This window comes from Planococcus halotolerans (assembly GCF_003289955.1).
In the GTDB taxonomy this organism is placed as follows: Bacteria; Bacillota; Bacilli; order Bacillales_A; family Planococcaceae; genus Planococcus; species Planococcus halotolerans.
Window position 1 is genome coordinate 75,403 of the sequence record NZ_QLZR01000006.1, and the last position, 20,989, is coordinate 96,391.

Sequence of the window (20,989 nt, forward strand, 5' to 3'; positions counted from 1 at the left end):
CCAACCCGGTCGGTTGGAGGTTTTTTCTTACAATGAAAGTTTGTCGCGGCAGTATGCCTGCACTTCAGCTTCTTCATCGTCTTCAAGGGCAAATTCCATCGCTTTTCCTGTTTGCTTATCCATGAAGTTATAATGTGCGATGCGAGCTCCATTGTCATCGGCAGCCATGATGACACGCAGGTCCAGACCCGCTTCTGTGTAGAGTTCATCATCTTCATCCACTTCAACAGTCAGCAAAAATTCGTAACGATCGCTTTCCATTATTCCTGTTGGATCATTGATTTTGTGAAATGTAAAATCGGTAATTTCCATATGGTCCACCTCCGTCTTATCTCTATTCTAGCTTGTTCTTCTTCTTATTAACAGCTTTAATGGAAAATGCTCTTTTCATCATATGTTTACTATCCCCTTATATTGTTTATTCAATAAAGAAGAGGGAATAATAATAAAATCATGATAATTAGAGGAGTGGACATGTAATGGATGTTTTAGTAATTGGAGCAAATGGACAAGTAGGAAGAAATATAGTGAAAGAATTGGCTGAAAAAAATCATAACGCTGTTGCAATGGTTCGAAAAGAGGAGCAAAAAGCGAAAATGGAGGAACTTGGAGCTTCCAAAGTAGTATTGGCAGATTTAGAGGAAGACTTCAGCAATGCCTTCGAAAACGTTGATGCAGTAATTTTCGCTGCCGGCTCAGGTCCAAAAACAGGTCCGGACAAAACATTGACAATCGACTTATGGGGTTCTGTAAAAGCAGCTAAATATGCTCAAGATAAAGGTGTTAAACGGTTTGTCCAACTCGGATCGATGGGATCGGACAATCCGGATGCAGGCGGTGAAGCGATGAAGCCTTACCTCGTTGCCAAGCGCAGCGCGGATGAGATTCTGCAAGCCACTAATCTGGACTACACCATTGTTCGCCCTGGTGCTTTGACTGATGATGAGAAGACCGGAAAAGTCGAAGTTTCAGCACAAGGCTTCGAATCGATGGAAGGCCGTTCAATTCCGCGTGCAGATGTGGCACATGTACTGGTAGACGTATTGGAACGCGAAAACACATACGGCAAAGTATTTGAAATCCTGCAAGGCGAAGAAGACGCGGAAAACCAATTGGGGACCGTCTAATAAAGCAACCTGAGAGCGGATGGATTTCCGCTCTCTTTTGTGTTAAAATGAGCATTACGATAATAGAGGACGTGATAAGTATGATTAATATTCAACCACCAAAAGCGGATGTGACAATTACACAGCGCAAACAGGAAGTTACAGGCGACGAAGCGGTTATCAAGCCATTATACGGCTTTATCGACCTTCATGAAATTCCGCGTGATAAAGGCGGAATCATTCAATTTTTCAACCACAGCGGCGAATTGCTGTTTGTCGGCAAAGCCCGCAAATTGCGCCAACGTGTGAAAAAGCATTTTGAGGATAATGTTTCGCCACTTAAGAACCACCGTGACGAAGTACACCGCATCACTGTATCCATTGTGGAAGATCCGATGGAACGTGAAATTTACGAAACCTACCTGATCAACACGCAAAAAGCGAAATACAACGTAGATAAAGTCTTTTATCAAGAATAATTAAGAAAAACGGGCACCCCATGGGTGTCCGTTTTTTCATTCCATAATATGCGTTTCCATTGTAATTACTCAACCAGCCGCTTTTCAAAATAATGCTGGCTGTGGCCCGCAGGATGATCTTCCAGCTTACCGAACTCACGGAAACCCTGTTTGCGATAGAAACCGGGAGCCTGAAAGCTGAATGTATCCACTGTCATCAGCCTGCACTTCAATTCACGTGCAAACTGCTCCATCTCAGCCATCAATTTTGCAGCAATCCCACTGCCCTGTTGAGCCGGGTCGACCCACAGAAAATCGATGTGCATATGCCGCCAAAAATAAGTTCCGGTAATTCCTCCAATAATTTCATCTTCATCATTCCTTGCTATGAAACTGCTATTGCCGTAGGGGCTTTCCCATTGTTCCGGCAAACTGTTTTTATTGTGTTCGACCACTTTCTGACGTATGAAATCCCGATCTTTTTGAACTTCCTGCTGTGTGATTTTCATATTGAAATTCTCCTCCACTTTCTTTTTCTTCCACTGCTCTACCCAATCTTCTCATTTTACAGGTTTTAATTCACTCCTAAAACGGGAATAACATTAGTAATAACTAGAAATTTTGGAGGAAACTATTATGTCAGCATTCACAAAATCTTCCCCATCGGCCAGGTGTAAAAGCGAATACGATTCTTTGCGCCGTGTTTTGCTATGCCCGCCGGAATATATGGAAATAAAAGATGTTATCAACGATGTACAAAAAAGTTACCAGGAAGAAAATATCAATACGGAAAAAGCAATGCAGCAACACAAGAAATTTCTTGAGGCTCTGCAGCATGAAGGCGTGGAAACGGATTTGCTGAACCCCTCCGAGGCGTTCCCCGAGCAGGTCTTTACCCGTGATATCGGTTTTACCGTGGGTGATACCGTTTATATTGCTGAAATGGCTTCAGAAATTCGCCAAGGCGAAGAAGGTGTTCTGCAGAAGTGGCTTACTAAGAATGATTTTCAGCCAGAAGCACTGGGAGGCAATCGGGTCGAAGGCGGCGATGTGCTAATTGACCGCGACACTGTTTTTGTGGGAATCAGCAGCCGTACATGCAAAAATGCCGTTGATGAATTACAAAAGAAACTTCCTGAATTTGAAGTCATCCCGATTTCCTTTGATGAAAAGTATCTTCACTTGGATTGCGTCTTCAATATCCTCTCTCCAACCGAAGCTTTAATCTATGAAGAAGCACTTGATCAAGAAACAATCGACATGTTATCAAACCGCTATACCCTGTTGCCTGTCGATCAACAGGAACAATTTGCCCTAGGCACAAATGTACTGTCGATTGGCGATCGCAGGGTATTCAGCCAGCCGCAGAATACAAAAGTAAATGCCTTGCTTAGGGCAAATGATTTTCGGGTCATTGAAGTCGATTTTTCTGAAATCATCAAGTCCGGCGGTGCCTTCCGCTGTTGTACGCTTCCACTTATACGGGAAGAATGAAGAAGAAAAAAGCGCAAGCCCTAAAGCTTGTGCTTTTTCATGTCCGTATAACTGAAAAGAATCTATATAAATCTAATTATTCTGTCATTTAAAGCAGATTTACGGTATAACTTGTAATAAGGATACATAAATATAAAAAGGGAGGATTTCGAAATGATCAGTAAAAAAAGTTCAATCCCAGCATTTTTCCTCATCCCTCTTCTAACCTTGGCTGGCTGCGCCGGCGAGAGTCCGGACAGCAGTTCTGAAAGTGAAAACGGATCAGAAGACCGCACGCAAATCAGCTTTATTCATTGGCGCGGAGAAGACAAAGAAGTTTTTGATGATATCATTGCCCAATTCGAAGAAGAATATCCTGAAATCGGTGTCGAGATGAATATCTATCCTTCTGAACAATACCAGGCGACCGGCCAGCGTATGCTGACGGACGGTTCGACAGGCGATGTGTTTACATCTTTCCCGGGCGCCCAGTTTGAAGCGATTGCAAACGCCGGTTTTTTTGAAGACCTCAGCGGAGAAGATTTCGTCGGGAACTTCGACGAAAGCCTGATTACGGTGGGCGAAAAGGATGGCCAGCAATTGGCGTTGCCTTACCAATTAGTATTCAATATGCCTGTTTATAATAAAGGCATGTTCGATGAGCTCGGCTTGGAAGTGCCTAAGAGCTGGACTGAGTTTCAGGAGATGGCTGATACCTTGCTTGAAAATGACATCACACCTATCGCGTTTCCAGGTGCTGATATCGGGCCCAACCAATTCATGAACAGCATGATGATGAACAATGCACCCGATGAAGATGTTTTCCAAAAATTGCAGAACGGCGAAGAATCCCTCACCAACGAATGGTGGGTAAAAACACTTGAAGATTTCCAGCTCCTTGAACAAAAAGGCTATATTCAGCCGGATGCTCTCGGCACCAGCCAGGACTCTGCCATGGCAATGGTCGCCAACGAAGAGGCTGCTATGCTCGCAACCGGATCCTATCACATGGCCTCCCTTCTTGATTTGAACCCTGAACTTGAGCTCGACTTGATGGCTCCTATTACAGTTGAAGAAAGTGAAGCCGAATACGAAGGCATTAATACCGCCACTTTCATGCTGGCAGTCAACAGCAACTCCGAGAAAAAAGAGCAGGCAAAAGAATTCATCCGGTTCCTTAGCAGACCTGAAATCGCCTCACAGTATGCCAATGAAACCGGTCAGCATTTGACGGTGAACGACGTAGAATACGAATCTGAAGTGCTGCAGAACACCGCTTATTGGATTGATGAAAGAAAAACACGGTTCCAGCCCCGGTTCCTTATTACCAACGCTCAAGTTGAAGCGGCTGTCCTGAGCTCCATTGAAAATGTACTTGGAGGCGCCGACCCGATGGAAGCGGCAGAAGAAGCACAACAAATTGTCGAAGAAAACCTGGAATAGCTGAATGAGGATTTCAAAGACGATTTATCTATTCTTTTTACCGGGGCTGTTTCTCTACAGCATCTTTTTCCTGTATCCAACTGTTAGCGCCCTGTTCTATTCCTTTACCGATTGGGACGGCCTGAGTGATGCTTATCAATTTGTCGGCATCGGGAATTATGAACGGGCATTGACCGGTGATTCGGTCTTCCGGAAAACTGTCGGCAATAACTTGAAGTTCATGCTGATGGTCGTTATTTTCCAAACACTGGCGGCTCTGGCGTTCGCCATGATTGTATTAAAGAATACAAAAACCAATTTATTTTTGAGGGCGCTGTATTTTTTCCCAACAATTCTTTCATCCGTTTCGGTCGCCTTCATCTGGTCATTTATCTATGATCCGTCTTTAGGAATCCTGAATCAGATTCTGGGATTGCTTGGCCTTGATTTTCTTCAGCAGAATTGGCTTGGAAATTCCGATATTGCCATCTATTCTTTGGCCATCACCCAAATCTGGTTTCATGCCGGCCAGATGCTGATTATTTTTGTCGCCGGCCTGCAGGCGATTCCGGAAGACCTCTATGAAGTGGCAAAAATTGAAGGGGCAAGCAAATGGCAGACGTTCCGAAAAGTCACATGGCCGCTGCTCGCTCCTTCCGCCACTATCGTTATCGCCTATACGACCATCCAATCCTTTAAAGCATTTGACCTGGTGTTTGCCATGACAGGCGGCGGGCCGAATAATTCAACAGAAATCATTGCCACGTATATATTTGATGTTGCTTTCAGAAGTTATAATTTTGGCTACGCCAGCTCGATTTCAGTTCTGTTCATGATTATCATCGCATTCATCACATTCTTGCAATTTAAAGCTTTGCGGTCTGACCGGATTTCTTATTAGAAGGAGGGGATTTTTTGTTATTCCGGAAATTTTCGTTGGCAGTCTATGCGTTACTGATTTTAATACCGCTGCTGATGGTTGCCCTCACTTCTGTTAAGACATTGCAGGAGACTTTCAGAGACCCGCTCGGACTGCCTGAAGATGGTTTCCAGTGGAGCAATTACAGCGCAATTTTCGAGGAACAAACAATGGCCGGGTATTTTATGAACAGTACCATCGTCACTTTGTGTTCCGTTTTCTTGACTTTATTTTTCGCTTCCATGATCGCTTTTGGCATTAGCCGATTGAATAATTGGATGGGCAATATCCTGTTCGGCTTGTTTACACTCGGTATGATGGTGCCGGCACAGGTCAATATGGTGCCTTTGTATTCGCTGATGCTGGATTTGAATTTGACGAACAGCCTGCTTGGTTTAATCCTTGTCAATATCGCGGTCACTTTGCCTATTGCGGTTTTTATCCTGACAGGCTTTATGAAGACGCTGCCGAAAGAATTATTTGAAGCATCAACAATAGACGGTGCAGGAAATTGGCAAATCTATACGAAATTGGCATTGCCGCTTTCCCTGCCTTCCCTGTCCGCAACAGCCATTTTCCTTTTTGTCATGCATTGGAATGATTTGCTGTATCCTTTGCTGTTCATTACTGACAACGCCTATAAAACGTTGCCGCTTGCCTTGCTTGAATTCCAAGGCGAGTATTCAACAAACTACCCGATGCTGTTCACCGGTGTCATCATCGCATCCGCTCCGATGGTCATCGCCTATGTTTTCCTGCAGCGCTTCTTTGTCGCAGGCATGACAGCAGGCGCATTGAAAGGATGAATTTTTATCGAAATAAAACTGATGTCTTGCCCACTTAGAGGCGAGACATCAGTTTTTGGTTTATTGCCATAGAGTTGGTTTATCCACCATGAACCACAGCATCAGCAATAACAGCAATATGTAAATCCACAGTGAACGTTGCAGCGTTTCGGCCAATGCGGGGTGATCCGCTTCCGGTTCAGCGAACTTTTTCAGCACGGGCGAAAAAGCTCGCGCAAGGAAAAATACCGAAGAAAACATCACGGCGAGCGTCATCAGAATCCACGGGGAATGCCAGGACCAAGGACCCTGCCAGATCAGCAGCACACCCGTTGCAACCAATACATGTCCAGCATGCATCACCAGCCGGATAGCGGAACGGAACGTCGCAATCAGACCGGATAAGTACTGCGTATCCGCTTCTCTGATCCGTTTGACCAGTAGAACCAGTACAAAAAACGGTCCGATTGATAATGCCGCGCTTAATATATGAGCATACAAGATCACCGTATACATCTCTCTATCTTCCGCCTTTCTTAAGCTCTGGCTTCATTATAATAGAGAGCGCTGCAGAGCAATAGGCTTTGAGCCAGTATAAATCCTGCCTTTAATGGATCGGGCAGGACTCTTTACTTATTTGGCAAAAACGTGCTTGCCTATTTTCGTTATGACTGTCCGTGAAAAGATCCAGCTGTCTGTTACACCGCTCGGGTTATAGTAATAAGTCGCTCCATAACTTGGATCCCAGCCTTTTACCGCATCTTTCACAGCCCGGTAAGCTGAGCTGTCCGGCACGAGATAATACTGTTTGTCATTGACTGCCGTAAAGGCATTTCTCTGAAAAACTACACTCTCGATAGAATCAGGGAAAAGGGAAGATTGCTTACGATTTAAGATGACCGCTGCGACTGCCACTTTTCCCACATATTTTTCACCACGCGCTTCACCGTGGACTACGCGTGCCATAATTTCTGTTTCCGCCATTCTGCTTTGTGTTAACGGCCCATAATAACCTGTTGCCGGAACATCAAAATCCTTCTGATAATCGATTAACGCGTTTTTTGTAATTTCGCCGAAATAACCGGTGGGCACCACGTGGAAATAGCCAAGTTTCTGTAAATCCCTTTGAAGGGCGGTTACTTCTTCCCCTGCCATTCCGGTATGGAGATCCGGAAAATGAGCTTTCGTTTCTGTTTGAGAAAAACTTAAAAATGCGAATACCATTGCTGTGAATAAAAATGCTTTTACAAATTTCATTTTTTCTCTCCCTTCATTCAATAAACTATATTTTTATTCTAATCAGTATAAATTTAAAACTTGGTTTTATGTATCCAACAGACCTCCTTAATTTGTTTGACAAAAAAGTACGAAAGGCTGGTTTACATAAACAAATGGAATTTCAATACTTTTCAAGGGCTCCATAATGATCATATGGTATGGCTTATCTCAGTAAAAAGGAATCAAGGATCTTTAAGGCGAATAAGGATTGTAGAGAATAAAGAAGTGTTGAAGGAGGCTCCAGCTATGTTCATCCGCCAGCCATTCGATAAGTTTCTTGAAATGGAATACGAACGAACAACAGAAAACAGTGTAAAGGTGACTTTGCCAATCAAAGAGTTATATATCGACAGCGCCGGACTCATACACGGCGGCATCATTTCCACGCTTGCCGAAGTCGCTTTATGCAACACGGTCGCTCCTGATGAACAAGGACGGCAGCAGGCAGTGACCGCCGATTTGAATGTGACATTCCTAAAAAGCAGCAAATCTTCAGTCTTGACTGCCCGCGCTTTTGCTGTAAAGGAAGGACGCAATCTCATTCATGCCGACTGCCTGATCTACGACGACGAAGACCATGTCATCACAAAAGCAAAAGCGGTTCTCTTCAATAAATGATGGATTAAAAAAAGACCACTTCCCGGTGGCCTTTTGTGTTCCATATGAATTGTTGGCTGCATGTGTTTACTCCGCAAAGAAATGACGGCCAATCTGGGTGAGGACCGTCCGTGAAAATATCCAGTCGTCGGTGACCCCCGCTGGGTTGTAATAGAAAACCGCTCCCATGGTCGGGTCAGCTCCGTCCATCGCTTCTTTTACTGCATCATAAGCGCTTCTGTTCGGTGTCAATAAATATTGATCATCAATCACAGCAGTGAAGGCATTGCGCTGAAAAATGACTTCTTCGGTACTATCCGGAAAATCCGGTGATTCGATGCGGTTCAACACCACAGCCGCTACCCCTACTTTACCGATAAAACTTTCCCCTCGGGCTTCCCCATGAACGATCTTCGCCATCATTTCAACATTTTCGAGTTTCATCTGCGTCATCGGGCCAACGATGCCTGTAGTGGGCAGTCCATAGTCTTCTTGGAACCTTGTGACTGCGTTGCTTGTAATGAAATTAAAATATCCCGTTACGTCTTCATCGTAATAACCCATTCGTGCCAACTGCTCCCGAATTTCTTCCCCGTTATCCACTCCCGGCCCTGAAATTCTATGTTGAGCCGCTTGCGCTTCCGCTAATGGCAAACATAAAAAAACAACGGCCAAAACCGCTCCACCAAATATGTTTTGATTCAAAATTTTCATGGTTTCTCTCCATTCTAAAAAACTTTCCTGCCTGTAAAAATGCACACGGATAGTTTTGTCCTCTAGATAGAAATTCCCTATGAAAATAGATCTAAACATTTTATTTTTAATTCGAGGGAAATAACTTGCTGTTTACAGCAAGGATTCCTCTCTTGATGATAAGGCTTTTACTTTGAGATATAATGCAATTGCGCGAATTCCCCATACCTTTTAACATCCTTCAGCTTGTATTCAGTCATTAGATTGGACTTCTTAAACAAGGGGATTCCACTGCCGATTACAACAGGTGCGATTGAAATGATAAATTCATCTACCAAACCGGCATCCATGAAACCGGCCAATAATTCCGATCCGCCGATGACCCATATATTTTTACCTGGGGCGCTTTTAAGCTTATCCGCAAAAGCCGGTATGTCCATGTCTGTAAATTCGATGTCACGTGCAGGACTGCCGTCTTTTACGGACTTGGAATAAATATAGGATTTGAGCTCCTCATAAGGATACTCCCCCTTTTCCATTTCCATTACCCAGTCATATGTTCTTCTTCCCATAACAACAGTATCAATTGTCTCCATAAAATCCGCATACCCGGCATCACCCTCGCCTTCGACTTTGAAGAGCCAGTCAAGAGAATCATCTTCTGTCGCTATATAGCCATCCAGACTTTCGGCTATATAGCAGACAATTTTTCGTTCAGTATCCATTTTTCAACGCCTCCTGATTTTGAAAGCTGCCGACTTAACCGCATACGGCCCCATACCCTTTTTTACTGCTTATTTATTTGCTTTTAAATTTTCAAGTTCCCGGTGCGTCTGTGGAAAGCCATTGGCCTGCCACTCTGAACGGTAAGCAGCATCCAATTGTGTGAGCCCTTTTTCCGCATCATCATATTTGGCATTTACACTTTCTTCACGGTCTACCGTAACACTGTTTCGCATATCATTGTCTTCATAAACCCAAACTCTTTTCCCATTCTTTTTCCGTATATTATTAAAGAGGATAATGCCACCGGCAAACGCGGTGCCGGCAAAAACCATTTTGTTGATACTTTGCTTTCTCATTTTAATCCCTCCATAACAGTCTAACATTGTAATGTGTATTTTCCCTTTTTCCCAAATGTTAACCATGTCAGTTCTGTAACACACCACTTAGACTTAGTACGAACTATTTGATACAGTAAGTTAAATTCATTTTATTGGAGGCATAGCCGATGAAAAAAATTGTAATTTTATCTGATACCCACATACCGGCAAGAGCGAAACAGCTCCCCAAAACTCTTTTAAATGCTTGTGAAGAAGCCGATTTAATCTTACATGCCGGCGACTGGCAAAATCTCGATGTATTTTTCGAACTCTCTGCTTACGCTGAAACTATAGGAGTAGCCGGAAATGTTGATCCGTGGGAAATACTCGATCGCTTCGGCAAGAAGAAAATCCTTACGGTGGAAAATCTGAAAATAGGAATGGTTCACGGAGATGGTGCAAGTAAAACTACAGAACAGCGCGCGCTCGAAACGTTTATTGATGAAGGGGTCGATTTGGTCGTCTTTGGCCACTCCCATATTCCGATAAAAAAAGAAGTTAACGGAGTAACTCTATTCAACCCGGGCTCTCCAACTGACAAGCGCCGGCAGCAGCAATACTCTTTTGGCATCCTGGAAATCGGAGAAGAATGGAATCTGCGGCACGTTTTCTTTGATAAAGAATAAAACTTCAAACACAAAAACCGGATCTCTCTTATTTAGAGGTCCGGTTTTCTTAAAAATGTGCACTTTCTCAGCGCTTGTATTATTTCTTTGAATTCTCAATCGTTGGAAGCTCATCTTGTGAATTTTCACCATGTGTTTTCAGAAAGCTCAGGAATTCCTTTGGCGCTCCGCGCGAAATAAAAGACATCTCCATATAGCCTCCATCAATCAGGTTAATAATCATATTTACAGTGCCGTTTAAATCAGCTTGCACGTCTTTAACTTCTTTTAGCGGAATTTCCATTATGTAAGAGTCTTCTCCACTTCCACCACTTTTAAAAATCACTGTTTCCTTGCTGGCTGCAAGCAAGCCTTTGAATCCATCAACCTTATCAGAGCGGCTTGTATGGAAAATGCCAAAAATCCAATATTCAATTGAAGCGTCAGGCTTAAGTTCTTTTAACTCTTTGAGCATTTTTGCCGGATGTGCCATACAAACGCCTCCGTTTATTGTAATTACCTATATTATACAGTCAGTAAGCCTTTATAATTGTTTTATTTCTGTTACAAATGTTTCATTCTTACTAATTCGAGGTTCAGTCATTTCGGATTCAGGGTATTGAAGAGAAAATATCAAGTGAGGAGAGGTTCTTTATGCCAATACGACTGGAAGTGGAATTGTTGGAACAAACTGATACCTCTATTTTTTTCATCTGGACTAATACCGGTGGAACTTGCCGGATTGAACGGGATGGAAAAGTAATTTATAAAGGAACAGAAAACTCTTTCAAAGATGAAGGGCTAACGCCAGGAGAGTTGTACATTTATACGATTGAAAGACTGGATCTGGAAGGACGAGTCATCGACCGGATTAAATTGCAGACAGGAACCGAAAATTACCTTGATGATTTTGTTAATCAGCTTCAGCAAATTACGGTAAGCACGATTATTTCCGATTCAAAAATTGCGATTGCGTGGGGTGCAATTGAAGGAATTACAAGCTTTGATATATACCGCGATGGCGAGTTGCTGGCCACCACAGAAAAAAATCAGTTTACTGATTTAAAAGCCGACAGACAGAAAGCCTATACGTATTGGATACAAGCCAAACGCCCGCTTGAAAGATCCGAAGAAGATAAGAAGCACAGGAAATCCCTGCTGGCTACATTTTTTGGCGCAGTCAATATCAGATCGTCCCAGGAAAAAGCGGCGATGGAAGAATTTTGGATCATCAAACGCGTTGCAAGCCGTGAGCAGCTGCTTGCTGAACAGCCGACTAAAAAAGACCATATCCAGCAGCCGGAATGGCAGCTGCGTTATTTGACATTCCTGGGAGAAGAAATTCTTCCCAACCCCAATCCATTATCTTTGAACCGTTTTTTCAAGGGAGACGGACGCAGCTTCGATCCAGAGTCGAAAGAATACAGAACCCGCGTCGACCTGAATGTCCGCTTTACAGAGGACGGTGCATTAGTCGATTGTGCCAAAGATGTCGGAACGACCATTGCCTATAATTGGCGCAAAAAATTCCGTAAAGCGGATGTTGCTTCTTCGGACGGTATCGAATTAAAAGAAGTCAAAGAGGATCACCATAAGATAGCAATCGATCTGAAGCATTCCGTCGGCAACCCGTTGGTGGCTTCCCCTGATATCGATTACCAGATGGCCGCCAATTTCTACAGAGTAGGTGTCTACGACATTATCGGCAACCATGACCAGGCGCCCAACCACGAAGTTTACCTGAAAACCGGACGCAATGCTGATTGGGGCCAAATCCATGAAGCCGAAGACAAAGGTTTGTCCTGGATGGCCGGTCCCATTGCCAGCCAGTATTGGCGTATTTCGAATTTTGAGTAAAGAAAAGCGGAAACGGCCGTTCAGCTCTGAAAGGCATAAGACAGACCAACGAAGTGGCCTTGGCCGCGCAGTTGGACTGGCTTATGACCCGAAGAGCTGGGCCGCAGAAGTCTGGACAAAGAAAAGCGACTGTGAAGAGATGGCCCAAGATTTATGGGCCCATCTCTTTGCGACGAAGCTAGCGCAGCGATGCAGGAGCAGCCTTTATCCTACGGCAGTTGGACTGGCTTATGACCCGAAGAGCTGGGCCGCAGGAGTCTGGACAATAGAAAAGCGGAAGTGCCTGTTCAGTTATGAAACAACTAAACAAACCTTCTCAATTAAAAGAGCCTGCACCCGAAAAGCAATTGCTTTTCGGGTGCAGGCTCTCATTTTCTACTTGTCCAAAAATCGTTTGCGTATATGGGGGGGCGGCAACATACAACTGTTCAGTTTACCAAATACTTTATACCGGTTATTGGCGATAATATCATAAGCGCCATCACGAATTGCTGCTGGAAACGGTCGAAGATGGTATGCCAATTTCCATAAGCCAGTCAAATGATGTGAAATTCGGAGTGCCCCTTCAGACTTAACATAGGCTTTCCCATCTTCTATAAGTACAAGGCTATCGACATCTTCCGGAATATTATGTTCACGTGCCAGCTTTTCGCCAATTTCACTTTGCAGCGATGCAAATTGGAAGTAGCCTGCCGGATCGTGATTAATAATGAATTGGACACTCGAATCGCAAAAATTGCAATCGCCGTCAAACAGCACTATTGCATGATCCATTGTATTTTCCTCCTCTGCAAAACGTCTTAACCATATAAATAGCCTTTCTCGTTTCTTCCTAAACACTAAGGCTTCGCTACAGTTCCCTGATGGAAAAATAACTTCCATCCATTCTCCCGTTTTTTCCAGACAGAACTGCGGTTTGTGTTTTTGCCGGTTGTTTTATTTTCGATGCGATAAGTCGTCAGAACCGCCTCTTTGCCAAGTTGATGTATTTTAAATTCAGAAAGCTCCATATGGTCAGGACTTAATGGATGGTCGCCATCGTATTCCCATCTTTGGATTATCCCGCCGCTGCTGCCGAACTCGTAAAATTCATCATCCAGCACTTCCGCCAGCTTAACTTTCGATGTTCGCACATCCGGCGAAATATGCCGGCATTCCAATTCATAGATTTCACGTTTCAAATCATTCACTATGGATCCCCCCTGTGATATTTCCCGGGAAATATCTAATTCCCTTATATAAATAAACAATACCCTTTATTGATGGAATAAGAAATGCCCCGGTCACATTTGACCGGAGCATTTTTTAATCTTTATCGTTTTCATTTTCACCATCGTAAAAGTCACCCATTTGCTCATCGTCACCCGGCTGATCCTGTGGTCCATCAGAAGAGCCGAAATCTTCAACATCTTCAAAGCTGTTATTGAAGTCACGGACTCTTCCGTCCTCTTTTTCGACCGGTTGATCAGTTGATCCTTGCAGCACTTCCTCTTCGACAGGGCGGCTTTCCATATCAAGTTCTTCATCCGCGTGGTCTATACAGGTCAATGCAGTAGGAAGGGCTTCCATCCGCTCAAACGGTATTTCTTTTCCGCAAACAGCACATTTTCCGTATGTTCCTTCTTCCATCGCTGCCAGAGCAGCTTTGATATCATCTATTTCCTCTTCTTTAAACTGCGTCAATGCCATCCCTCTTTCCTGGTCGAAGAGATCCGTCGCATTATCCGCTGGATGATTATCATAATTTGAGAGTTCCGTTCTTTCGAACTCCTCTGTATGCTCTACACGATCTTCCAAAGTCTCTAATTGGTCAGTCAATTGTTTCTTCAATTGTTTCATTTGTTGATCAGTCATGCCGATTCCTCCTCAAAAACTACTTGTTCTGTATATTTCCTAATTGAGAGAAATCAAACCTGTCTGCCTAATCATCAAAGCGTTCAAGTAAACTCAGCAAGTATTCGTCAAGACGGTGGCGGATCAGTTCATCAGACAAGCCTGTCATGCCAAGTGCTGTCCATCCTCTGTATACTTTTGGCGGACCATCCAATGTATCCGTTAAAGACAACAAATCCCAGTAAGGGTCGTATCGAAAACTGTCATCTGCATATTTGATATATGCTTCCAGAAACTTATCTGCTGCGGAGAGGCCGTATAATTGGGTCAAATTCACCCGGCAATGGCCAATATCCACTCCCACAGGACCGCGGCAGGCATTCACCCAATCCACAATACCGGTTATCTTCCCATCCTGCCAAAGGATATTACCCGGATGATAGTCGCGGTGTATAAAACAAAAATCTGCCTGCGGACGGACTCCTGCTACAATATAAAACGCACGCATCCAATCATCCTGAAACTTAGACCACAACGGTTTCTCCAACCTTAACGCATCGTTATAGGAAAAATACTCATATTCGAAGTTTTCGGCTTTCTGCTGATGAATCCTGGTTAAACATTCAGCCATCTTATCCAGCCAATCATCCATGTCAGAAGGCTGAAAAATAGTGTCTCCCGGCAATTTGGTCATCAACACTGCAGGCATTCCACACTTCTCCCCAGTCTCATCAAAGGCGATCACTTCCGGAGAAGGCATTATAGTTGAAGCTGCTTGCTGCAGACTTTCAGATTCATGTCTGGCCAAATCCGGTTCCATCGCCAACCAGTCTTCTTTGTGAAAGAGCCGAAGGATTAAATTTTCTTGTTGTCCTTTTTCTTTAAAAGGTATTTCAAAAACAAGCGAAGAAGTGCCCCCTTGCAACTTCTTTATCCCAGCTGTTTCCACTGGATTTTTAATAATTGCTTCCACCCATCCAATACTTTCCGGAGTCGGTTGACTTAAATTTTGGATATCGATAAACCTCACCGCTTTCTCACTGCCGAAGTTGATATTTTTTCTCCATTTTATCTTATACTACATTAATCCAGACTTCATTTCTCAGCCATTGCCATGTGCACCAGCGTTTATACAAGGGCCGTGCGGGTATGCTTTTTATATACAGTAAAAACGGACGAAAACTTCCGGTTTTTCAGCCAGACGCTATAAATAGAAGGAGGCCCCTGATTTATGAAAGTAAAAAAACCGATTCCAAAAGCAAAAGAGTTCGACAGCACGATGGCTTTAATCAATGAAGGCTTCAATTTCCTGCCAAACCGCCGCAAAGAATTGGGCTCAGATATTTTCGAGGCACGTTTATTGGGTAAAAAATCTCTTTGCATCGCTGGTGAAGAAGCGGCTGCAGTTTTTTATGACAATAAATATTTTAAGCGTGCGGGTGCCGCGCCAAAACCACTGAAGAAGACTTTACTCGGAGAAGGTGGGCTGCATGGGCGCGACGGCGAAGACCACCATCATCAGAAGCGCATGTTCTTGTCGATGATGACGCCCGAAAGGCTGGAAGACATGAAGCGGATGGCGATAGAAGAACTGGACAAAAAAGCTTCTCAATGGGAATCCATGGATGAAGTACTGCTGCTCGATGAAATTGAAGAAGTGCTGTCGCGGTCTGTCATGAATTGGGCAGGCCTGCCATTAAAAGAAAGCGAAGTGAAGCAGCGGACGCAGGAACTTGTGGCAATGGTGGATTCTTTTGGCGGCTCCCTCACCCGTTTTAAAGAAGGGGCAGAAGCCCGCAAAAGCCACGAAGCATGGCTGAAGGAAATCATCAGCGATATTCGGGAAGGCGTCTATTCTCCTCCGTCCCATACGGCCGCCTATATTGTAGCGATGCAGAAAAGCCCGGAAGGAAAGTTATTGAATCTGGATGTTGCTGCGGTCGATTTGAATAATGCCTACAGACCGATAATTGCAGCCGCCTACCTGATTGTTTTCGGAGTTTTGGCCATCCACGAGTACCCTGAAATGAAACCGAAATTGCAAGCCGATAAAAATAACTTCAGTAAACTATTTGCACAAGAAGTGCGTCGCTATTATCCATTTGCTCCAGCAATGGCGGCAAAAGCGAACCGCGATTTCATCTGGCACGGTTATCATGTAAAAGAAGATATGCTGGTTGTTCTGGATCTTTTCGGAACGAACCGCCATCCGGATCATTGGGAAAACGCCGATGAATTTATACCGGAACGCTTTGCAAACTGGAAAGGCAGCCCCTTCGCTTTCGTCCCGCAGGGAGGCGGCGATTTCCATGCCGGCCACCGCTGCGCAGGCGAGTGGATGACGGTTATGGTCATGCAGGCGTTCTTTAAGTATCTAACGGAAAATATTACTTACACCGTTCCTGAACAGGACTTGAGTTACGATATGGCGCGGATGCCGACGATGCCGAAAAGCCGGTTCATCATCAGCAATGTCCAGAAAATTCGCCAGTCGCCTGACAATATCATTAATCATCGGCACAGTCAGACAGTGATGTAAAAAACGAAATTACCCTGCCATCACTATATTAAAAAAAAGCCCTTTTCCAAGGGCTTTTTTCTATTGTTTCCCCCAAAACCCAAACTATCACCTATAGTTATACTTTTAATTCATGATGATCAAAACCAGGTTTCTCGATTTGAATCGTTGTATGTTCTATTTTGCAGTTTTCACTGATCAGAGCTATAGCTTCTTTTAAAACTTCCTGCTCCTTTGCTTTTTCCTCAATATCCATATGGCAGGTCAGCAAATCCATGCCGGAAGTGATGGTCCAAACATGGAGATCGTGGACATCCAGCACTCCATCAATATCCATCAGCACCTTTTTAACTTCTGCTACATTGACGGTGACAGGCGAACCTTCCATCAATATATGTATGCTGCTCTGTAATACGCCCCAGGCACTTCTCAAAATCAATAAAGCCACCAATACGGAAATCAACGGATCCGCAATGGTCCAATCGAATAAAAGAATAAGCACACCGGCAATAATTGCACCGACTGAACCCAGTGCATCCCCAATTACATGGAGGTAGGCACTTTTCATATTCAGATTGCCCTTCACATCCGCTTTTCTATTGATCACCCAGGCACTCAGGATATTTGCCGCCAGTCCAATGCCTGCAATTGCAAGCATCCATCCGCCCATCACTTCCGGCGGGTTATTAAAACGTTCAACTGCTTCATATATGATAAAACCGGCCATAAGAAAAAGTGTAATTCCATTAAAAAATGCGGCAATGATTTCAAAACGGTAATAACCATAAGTTTTGTTGGCAGAAGCCGCTTTGCCTGCAAACCAAATAGCGCCGAGGCTCAATAGAAGTGATACGGCATCTGACAGCATATGCCCGCTGTCTGCAATAAGTGCCAGGCTGTTTGTAAAGAGGCCGCCGAAAAACTCCAAAAGCATGATGGAAAACGTAATGACCAAAGCCAGAATCAATGCTTTTTTATTGCCGCTCCGCGCCGTTTCAAAATGATTGTGATCATGTCCCATTTCAAGTTGCCTCCCTTCCTGCTTTATCGCCATTTTAGCAAAAAAGGTGATTGACAGCGAACTCCGGTTCTTATACGATAGGTAAGGAAATTAAATAACCCGGTGACGGGAGAGGTTCATAGCATTTCACCCTCTATAAAAAACTATGGATTTTGAAACTCAGCCAAATCCACATGCGATTTGGCTTTTTCTTTTTCCCTTTTTTTATAGCCTCTCCCGAAACTGCATTTGAGGAGGCTTTTTTTAATGGCAGGAAGAAACGAAGACACATTGGATCATTTAACGTTGCTCGGCAATCAGGACACAAAATATAAATACGAATATGCTCCGGAAGTTTTGGAAGCGATCGATAATATGCATACCCGCGATTATTTCGTGAAATTCAATAATCCGGAATTCACTTCACTTTGTCCGCAGACCGGCCAGCCGGATTTTGCAACGATTTACCTAAGCTTTATTCCCGATAAGAAATTGGTGGAAAGTAAATCGCTGAAGTTGTATTTCTTCAGTTTCCGCAATCACGGAGATTTCCATGAAGACGTGGTCAATATCATCATGAATGACTTAATCGATTTGCTTGATCCCCGCTATATCGAAGTTTGGGGCAAATTCACTCCCCGCGGCGGATTGTCGATTGACCCTTATACCAATTACGGCAAACCAGGAACAAAATACGAAGAAATGGCATCGTACCGGATGATGAATCACGACATGAATCCTGAAACGATAACCAATCGATAAGGGGGAATATCCATGTTGCTTTATTTGAACGGCGCGTTTGTCGGCTTACTGATCCTTTCCAATATCCTGGCGGTGAAATTATTCAGCATCGGGGAGTGGATGGTGCTGCCGGCTGCAGTCATCGTATATGTTTTCACTTTCCCAATTACAGATACGATTGCGGAAGTATACGGTAAAGAAGCGGCAAGAAAAACCGTTTTTGCCGGTTTCATCACTCAATTGGCGGCTCTGGCTTTCATCTTCTTCGCCATCCATCTGCCGGCTGCTCCATTTTTCGGCGACCAGTCGTCATTCGAATCAATTTTTTCAGCAGGCTTCCGTGTGACTTTAGCCAGCCTGGTTTCTTATTTCATCAGCCAAAACCTGGACGTTACAATTTTCCACAAATTAAAAGAGCGCCACGGCGAATCCAAATTATGGATCCGCAATAACGCTTCTACGATGGTGAGCCAGCTTGCCGATACAACTATTTTCATCACGATTGCATTTGCGGGAACGATGCCTGCCGGCGCTTTGATCGGCATGATTGTCACGCAATACCTGTTCAAGTGGATCGTGGCAACTGCAGATACACCGCTTGTCTATCTGCTCGTCAAATTATGCCGCCGCGAACAAGTTTCCGGCAAGGCGATTTATAGTTAATGCGAAAAGGAGAGCTTATGCAGCCCTCCTTTTTTCTAATGCAAATATATTCTTAGTTCCTCATTAAGCTTTCGCTTTTGAGGTTTTTTCCTTTGGCCGCAAAGCCTGTTTATTTCTTGCCAGCACCAGATCAGCCACGATTGGCAAATGATCAGAAATATCGGTAGAGATTGTTGCAGTTTGCGCGACTTCCATCTCTGGTCCGAAGAAAATATAATCGATGCGGGTGACGGGCTTCAAATCCACACCCGTCGAGCTGTATGAATGCGGAGCTGGATACGTATACGCGTCGCCTCTCTTCATTTTCAGAAAAGCATCCGTGAAATGCCGGTTCATTTTACTAATTGGTGAATAGAACGGAGGAGCATTGAAATCTCCCATTACGATGCACGGAAATTTACTCTTTTGAGTCAACGACAAAATCTCGTCGACGCTGAGTTTCAGTTCTTCGTCTTTCAATGAAAGATGGGCATTGAATACATTAATGGCCATATCATCAATTTCGATGACAGCTTCCAGGACTCCGCGCTGCTCATCATTGCCGTACCATTGTTTTACTGGAGTCATATGATGATTTTTACTGTATGTTATGGGATATTTACTTAAAATTGCGTTGCCGTACTGCTGGTTCGGCATCCCTTCCCGATCTGGTGCATAATCCAGGTTCGCACCATATGCGGTGTACATTCCAAGCCGGTTCCCCAGCCATTCCACCTGATCCATAAACTGACTCCGTTCCCCGAAGAAACGATCGACTTCCTGTAAGCCAATGACAGTTGCACAGGAATCTTCAATAACAGTAGCCGTCCTCTCAAGATCCGTAATTCCATCCATACCTAAACCATGGGCGATGTTAAACGACATGACTTTGACAATCGGCGGTTTCCTGTTTTTCATGCTTCGCTCTCCTTTTTGGTGAACAAACTTAGTTTGCTGACTAAATATAATTGACTTCGAATACAGTATAGCAAGTGACAGAAAAAATTACTGTATCAGCTGTGTAAAGGTTTGTAAAGAATTGTTAACCTTCGGGGTTGAGTTCCAACACTGCAAGGACAGGTCTATGATCGGAAGCTTCTGTATCGATGGTTTCTGCTTCAAGCACTTGCCAGTGCCTGCTGTAGAAAATAAAATCGATTTTTTGGCCATGGTCACCCTCTTTTTTATAAGTTTCCGGATGCGAAGCAGGCGCTCCAAAGACATTATCAAGTTCTTCTTCTATTCGTTTCATATGCGGACTGTTCGGTTCTGCGTTGAAGTCTCCTGTCAACACTGCCGGCAGATCCTGATTTCTGATGATGCTCAGCAATTCTTCGATATTGCGTTCAAGCTGTTTTTCATTCAAAGACAAATGCGTGCTGAAAAAGGCGATTGAGTCCTCATTTATTTCTATGGTCGCTTCCAGCAAACCTCTTTGTTCACTTTCAGGTCCTTCTTCCAGTTTCTCCAGTAAATGATTTTGGTATTTCCTGATCGGATAACGGCTCAATATCGCGTTGCCGTAAGCTTGCATCGGCCATTTGGCATCAGCCGGATGCGCAGTCAAATTCGGTCCGAACGCCACATGCATATCCAGCCTCTTTGACAGCCACTTAACCTGATCGGTGAAATCGGTCCGTTCCGAGAAATTCTGGTCCACTTCCTGGAGCCCCGCAATATCCACTTCCGCATTTTCAATGACCGAGGCCGTAAGCTCGAGATCGAGGCGGCCATCTATCGTCAAACCTGAAGAAATATTAAAACTCATTATTCTGAGCGTTGAATCCGTAGCAGTCATTTAGGCGGCCTCCCCTTTTTATCAGCTTTTCCCTGTCAACATTATATGAAACTAGCGGTGGAAATATATTTCAAATTTATACAACAAAAAATTACGATTGCTGAATCGGTTGATTTTTTTCGTTTTATTGCCGAGATATCCTATGATTCAAAAAAATAATT

General features: G+C 43.9%; 27 protein-coding genes and 1 riboswitch. Of the genes, 12 read left to right on the top strand and 15 right to left on the bottom strand.

Features of this window, described 5'->3' with window-relative positions:
- Positions 1–27: 27 nt before the first annotated feature.
- A complete protein-coding gene (locus DP120_RS13805; RefSeq protein WP_112224256.1) occupies positions 28–312 on the bottom strand; it encodes a DUF6509 family protein in 285 nt (94 codons plus the stop codon).
- Between the two features lie 167 nt (positions 313–479).
- Between DP120_RS13805 and DP120_RS13810 the strand changes: the two genes are divergently transcribed.
- Both DP120_RS13810 and DP120_RS13815 read left to right on the top strand, forming a co-directional pair.
- Complete coding sequence (locus tag DP120_RS13810; RefSeq protein ID WP_112224257.1) at positions 480–1,127, top strand: SDR family oxidoreductase; 648 nt, start codon at positions 480–482, stop codon at positions 1,125–1,127.
- 80 nt (positions 1,128–1,207) lie between these two features.
- Entirely contained in the window at positions 1,208–1,585 is a 378-nt protein-coding gene (locus tag DP120_RS13815) for a nucleotide excision repair endonuclease (RefSeq protein ID WP_112224258.1), read from the top strand.
- 65 nt (positions 1,586–1,650) lie between these two features.
- On the opposite strand, the gene DP120_RS13820 is transcribed toward DP120_RS13815, so the two are convergent.
- Positions 1,651–2,073 carry a GNAT family N-acetyltransferase gene (locus DP120_RS13820; protein WP_112224259.1) on the bottom strand — a complete coding sequence of 141 codons (423 nt, stop codon included), beginning with the start codon at positions 2,071–2,073 and terminating at the stop codon, positions 1,651–1,653.
- 127 nt (positions 2,074–2,200) lie between these two features.
- On the opposite strand from DP120_RS13820, the gene DP120_RS13825 reads away from it, so the two are divergent.
- The 4 genes from DP120_RS13825 to DP120_RS13840 all read left to right on the top strand — a co-directional run bounded on the left by DP120_RS13825 (position 2,201) and on the right by DP120_RS13840 (position 6,184).
- Entirely contained in the window at positions 2,201–3,058 is an 858-nt protein-coding gene (locus DP120_RS13825; protein ID WP_112224260.1) for a dimethylarginine dimethylaminohydrolase family protein, read from the top strand.
- Between the two features lie 153 nt (positions 3,059–3,211).
- On the top strand, positions 3,212–4,480 hold the full coding sequence (locus DP120_RS13830) for an ABC transporter substrate-binding protein (protein ID WP_112224261.1): 1,269 nt from the start codon (positions 3,212–3,214) through the stop codon (positions 4,478–4,480).
- Between the two features lie 4 nt (positions 4,481–4,484).
- Positions 4,485–5,360 carry a carbohydrate ABC transporter permease gene (locus tag DP120_RS13835; protein WP_112224262.1) on the top strand — a complete coding sequence of 292 codons (876 nt, stop codon included), beginning with the start codon at positions 4,485–4,487 and terminating at the stop codon, positions 5,358–5,360.
- Positions 5,361–5,374: 14 nt separating this feature from the next.
- Positions 5,375–6,184: a carbohydrate ABC transporter permease gene (locus DP120_RS13840; RefSeq protein ID WP_233786004.1), complete on the top strand. Its 810-nt coding sequence runs from the start codon at positions 5,375–5,377 to the stop codon at positions 6,182–6,184.
- 60 nt (positions 6,185–6,244) lie between these two features.
- Here DP120_RS13840 and DP120_RS13845 read toward each other — a convergent pair whose 3' ends face one another.
- Both DP120_RS13845 and DP120_RS13850 read right to left on the bottom strand, forming a co-directional pair.
- Complete coding sequence (locus DP120_RS13845; protein ID WP_112224263.1) at positions 6,245–6,679, bottom strand: hypothetical protein; 435 nt, start codon at positions 6,677–6,679, stop codon at positions 6,245–6,247.
- Positions 6,680–6,796: 117 nt separating this feature from the next.
- A complete protein-coding gene (locus DP120_RS13850; RefSeq protein WP_112224264.1) occupies positions 6,797–7,420 on the bottom strand; it encodes a cell wall hydrolase in 624 nt (207 codons plus the stop codon).
- Between the two features lie 267 nt (positions 7,421–7,687).
- On the opposite strand from DP120_RS13850, the gene DP120_RS13855 reads away from it, so the two are divergent.
- On the top strand, positions 7,688–8,059 hold the full coding sequence (locus DP120_RS13855; protein ID WP_112224265.1) for a PaaI family thioesterase: 372 nt from the start codon (positions 7,688–7,690) through the stop codon (positions 8,057–8,059).
- A 66-nt stretch (positions 8,060–8,125) separates the two neighbouring features.
- On the opposite strand, the gene DP120_RS13860 is transcribed toward DP120_RS13855, so the two are convergent.
- The 3 genes from DP120_RS13860 to DP120_RS13870 all read right to left on the bottom strand — a co-directional run bounded on the left by DP120_RS13860 (position 8,126) and on the right by DP120_RS13870 (position 9,813).
- Positions 8,126–8,752, bottom strand: a complete 627-nt coding sequence (locus tag DP120_RS13860) for a cell wall hydrolase (protein WP_233569580.1) — start codon at positions 8,750–8,752, stop codon at positions 8,126–8,128.
- A 167-nt stretch (positions 8,753–8,919) separates the two neighbouring features.
- Complete coding sequence (locus tag DP120_RS13865) at positions 8,920–9,456, bottom strand: dihydrofolate reductase family protein (protein WP_112224267.1); 537 nt, start codon at positions 9,454–9,456, stop codon at positions 8,920–8,922.
- A 69-nt stretch (positions 9,457–9,525) separates the two neighbouring features.
- Complete coding sequence (locus tag DP120_RS13870; protein WP_112224268.1) at positions 9,526–9,813, bottom strand: hypothetical protein; 288 nt, start codon at positions 9,811–9,813, stop codon at positions 9,526–9,528.
- A 149-nt stretch (positions 9,814–9,962) separates the two neighbouring features.
- On the opposite strand from DP120_RS13870, the gene DP120_RS13875 reads away from it, so the two are divergent.
- Positions 9,963–10,460, top strand: coding sequence for a metallophosphoesterase family protein (locus DP120_RS13875; RefSeq protein ID WP_112224269.1), 498 nt, complete (start codon positions 9,963–9,965; stop codon positions 10,458–10,460).
- Positions 10,461–10,539: 79 nt separating this feature from the next.
- Here the strand turns inward: DP120_RS13875 and DP120_RS13880 are convergent, their stop codons facing one another.
- Complete coding sequence (locus DP120_RS13880) at positions 10,540–10,932, bottom strand: hypothetical protein (RefSeq protein ID WP_112224270.1); 393 nt, start codon at positions 10,930–10,932, stop codon at positions 10,540–10,542.
- A gap of 161 nt (positions 10,933–11,093) precedes the next feature.
- Here DP120_RS13880 and DP120_RS13885 point away from each other — a divergent pair, with 161 nt between their 5' ends.
- The gene (locus DP120_RS13885; protein WP_112224271.1) at positions 11,094–12,296 is read left to right on the top strand and encodes a DUF3238 domain-containing protein; all 1,203 of its coding nucleotides are present in this window, start codon (positions 11,094–11,096) and stop codon (positions 12,294–12,296) included.
- A gap of 375 nt (positions 12,297–12,671) precedes the next feature.
- On the opposite strand, the gene DP120_RS13890 is transcribed toward DP120_RS13885, so the two are convergent.
- From DP120_RS13890 to DP120_RS13905, 4 genes are all read right to left on the bottom strand, one after another.
- A complete protein-coding gene (locus DP120_RS13890) occupies positions 12,672–13,070 on the bottom strand; it encodes a thiol-disulfide oxidoreductase DCC family protein (protein WP_112224272.1) in 399 nt (132 codons plus the stop codon).
- Positions 13,071–13,135: 65 nt separating this feature from the next.
- Complete coding sequence (locus DP120_RS13895; RefSeq protein WP_112224273.1) at positions 13,136–13,486, bottom strand: nuclear transport factor 2 family protein; 351 nt, start codon at positions 13,484–13,486, stop codon at positions 13,136–13,138.
- Positions 13,487–13,601: 115 nt separating this feature from the next.
- Positions 13,602–14,150 carry a TraR/DksA C4-type zinc finger protein gene (locus DP120_RS13900; RefSeq protein WP_112224274.1) on the bottom strand — a complete coding sequence of 183 codons (549 nt, stop codon included), beginning with the start codon at positions 14,148–14,150 and terminating at the stop codon, positions 13,602–13,604.
- Between the two features lie 67 nt (positions 14,151–14,217).
- Complete coding sequence (locus tag DP120_RS13905; protein WP_240612021.1) at positions 14,218–15,159, bottom strand: aminoglycoside phosphotransferase family protein; 942 nt, start codon at positions 15,157–15,159, stop codon at positions 14,218–14,220.
- A 201-nt stretch (positions 15,160–15,360) separates the two neighbouring features.
- Between DP120_RS13905 and DP120_RS13910 the strand changes: the two genes are divergently transcribed.
- Positions 15,361–16,668 carry a cytochrome P450 gene (locus DP120_RS13910; protein ID WP_112224275.1) on the top strand — a complete coding sequence of 436 codons (1,308 nt, stop codon included), beginning with the start codon at positions 15,361–15,363 and terminating at the stop codon, positions 16,666–16,668.
- A 97-nt stretch (positions 16,669–16,765) separates the two neighbouring features.
- Here DP120_RS13910 and DP120_RS13915 read toward each other — a convergent pair whose 3' ends face one another.
- Complete coding sequence (locus tag DP120_RS13915; protein ID WP_112224276.1) at positions 16,766–17,668, bottom strand: cation diffusion facilitator family transporter; 903 nt, start codon at positions 17,666–17,668, stop codon at positions 16,766–16,768.
- A gap of 105 nt (positions 17,669–17,773) precedes the next feature.
- A riboswitch (PreQ1 riboswitch) is annotated at positions 17,774–17,821 on the top strand.
- 93 nt (positions 17,822–17,914) lie between these two features.
- Here DP120_RS13915 and queF point away from each other — a divergent pair.
- Positions 17,915–18,409, top strand: coding sequence for a preQ(1) synthase (gene queF, locus DP120_RS13920; RefSeq protein WP_112224277.1), 495 nt, complete (start codon positions 17,915–17,917; stop codon positions 18,407–18,409).
- 12 nt (positions 18,410–18,421) lie between these two features.
- Positions 18,422–19,051: a queuosine precursor transporter gene (locus DP120_RS13925; protein ID WP_112224278.1), complete on the top strand. Its 630-nt coding sequence runs from the start codon at positions 18,422–18,424 to the stop codon at positions 19,049–19,051.
- A 63-nt stretch (positions 19,052–19,114) separates the two neighbouring features.
- Here DP120_RS13925 and DP120_RS13930 read toward each other — a convergent pair whose 3' ends face one another.
- Positions 19,115–19,948: an endonuclease/exonuclease/phosphatase family protein gene (locus tag DP120_RS13930; protein WP_112224279.1), complete on the bottom strand. Its 834-nt coding sequence runs from the start codon at positions 19,946–19,948 to the stop codon at positions 19,115–19,117.
- A 124-nt stretch (positions 19,949–20,072) separates the two neighbouring features.
- Positions 20,073–20,828, bottom strand: coding sequence for an endonuclease/exonuclease/phosphatase family protein (locus DP120_RS13935; protein WP_112224280.1), 756 nt, complete (start codon positions 20,826–20,828; stop codon positions 20,073–20,075).
- Between the last annotated feature and the right edge of the window lie 161 nt (positions 20,829–20,989).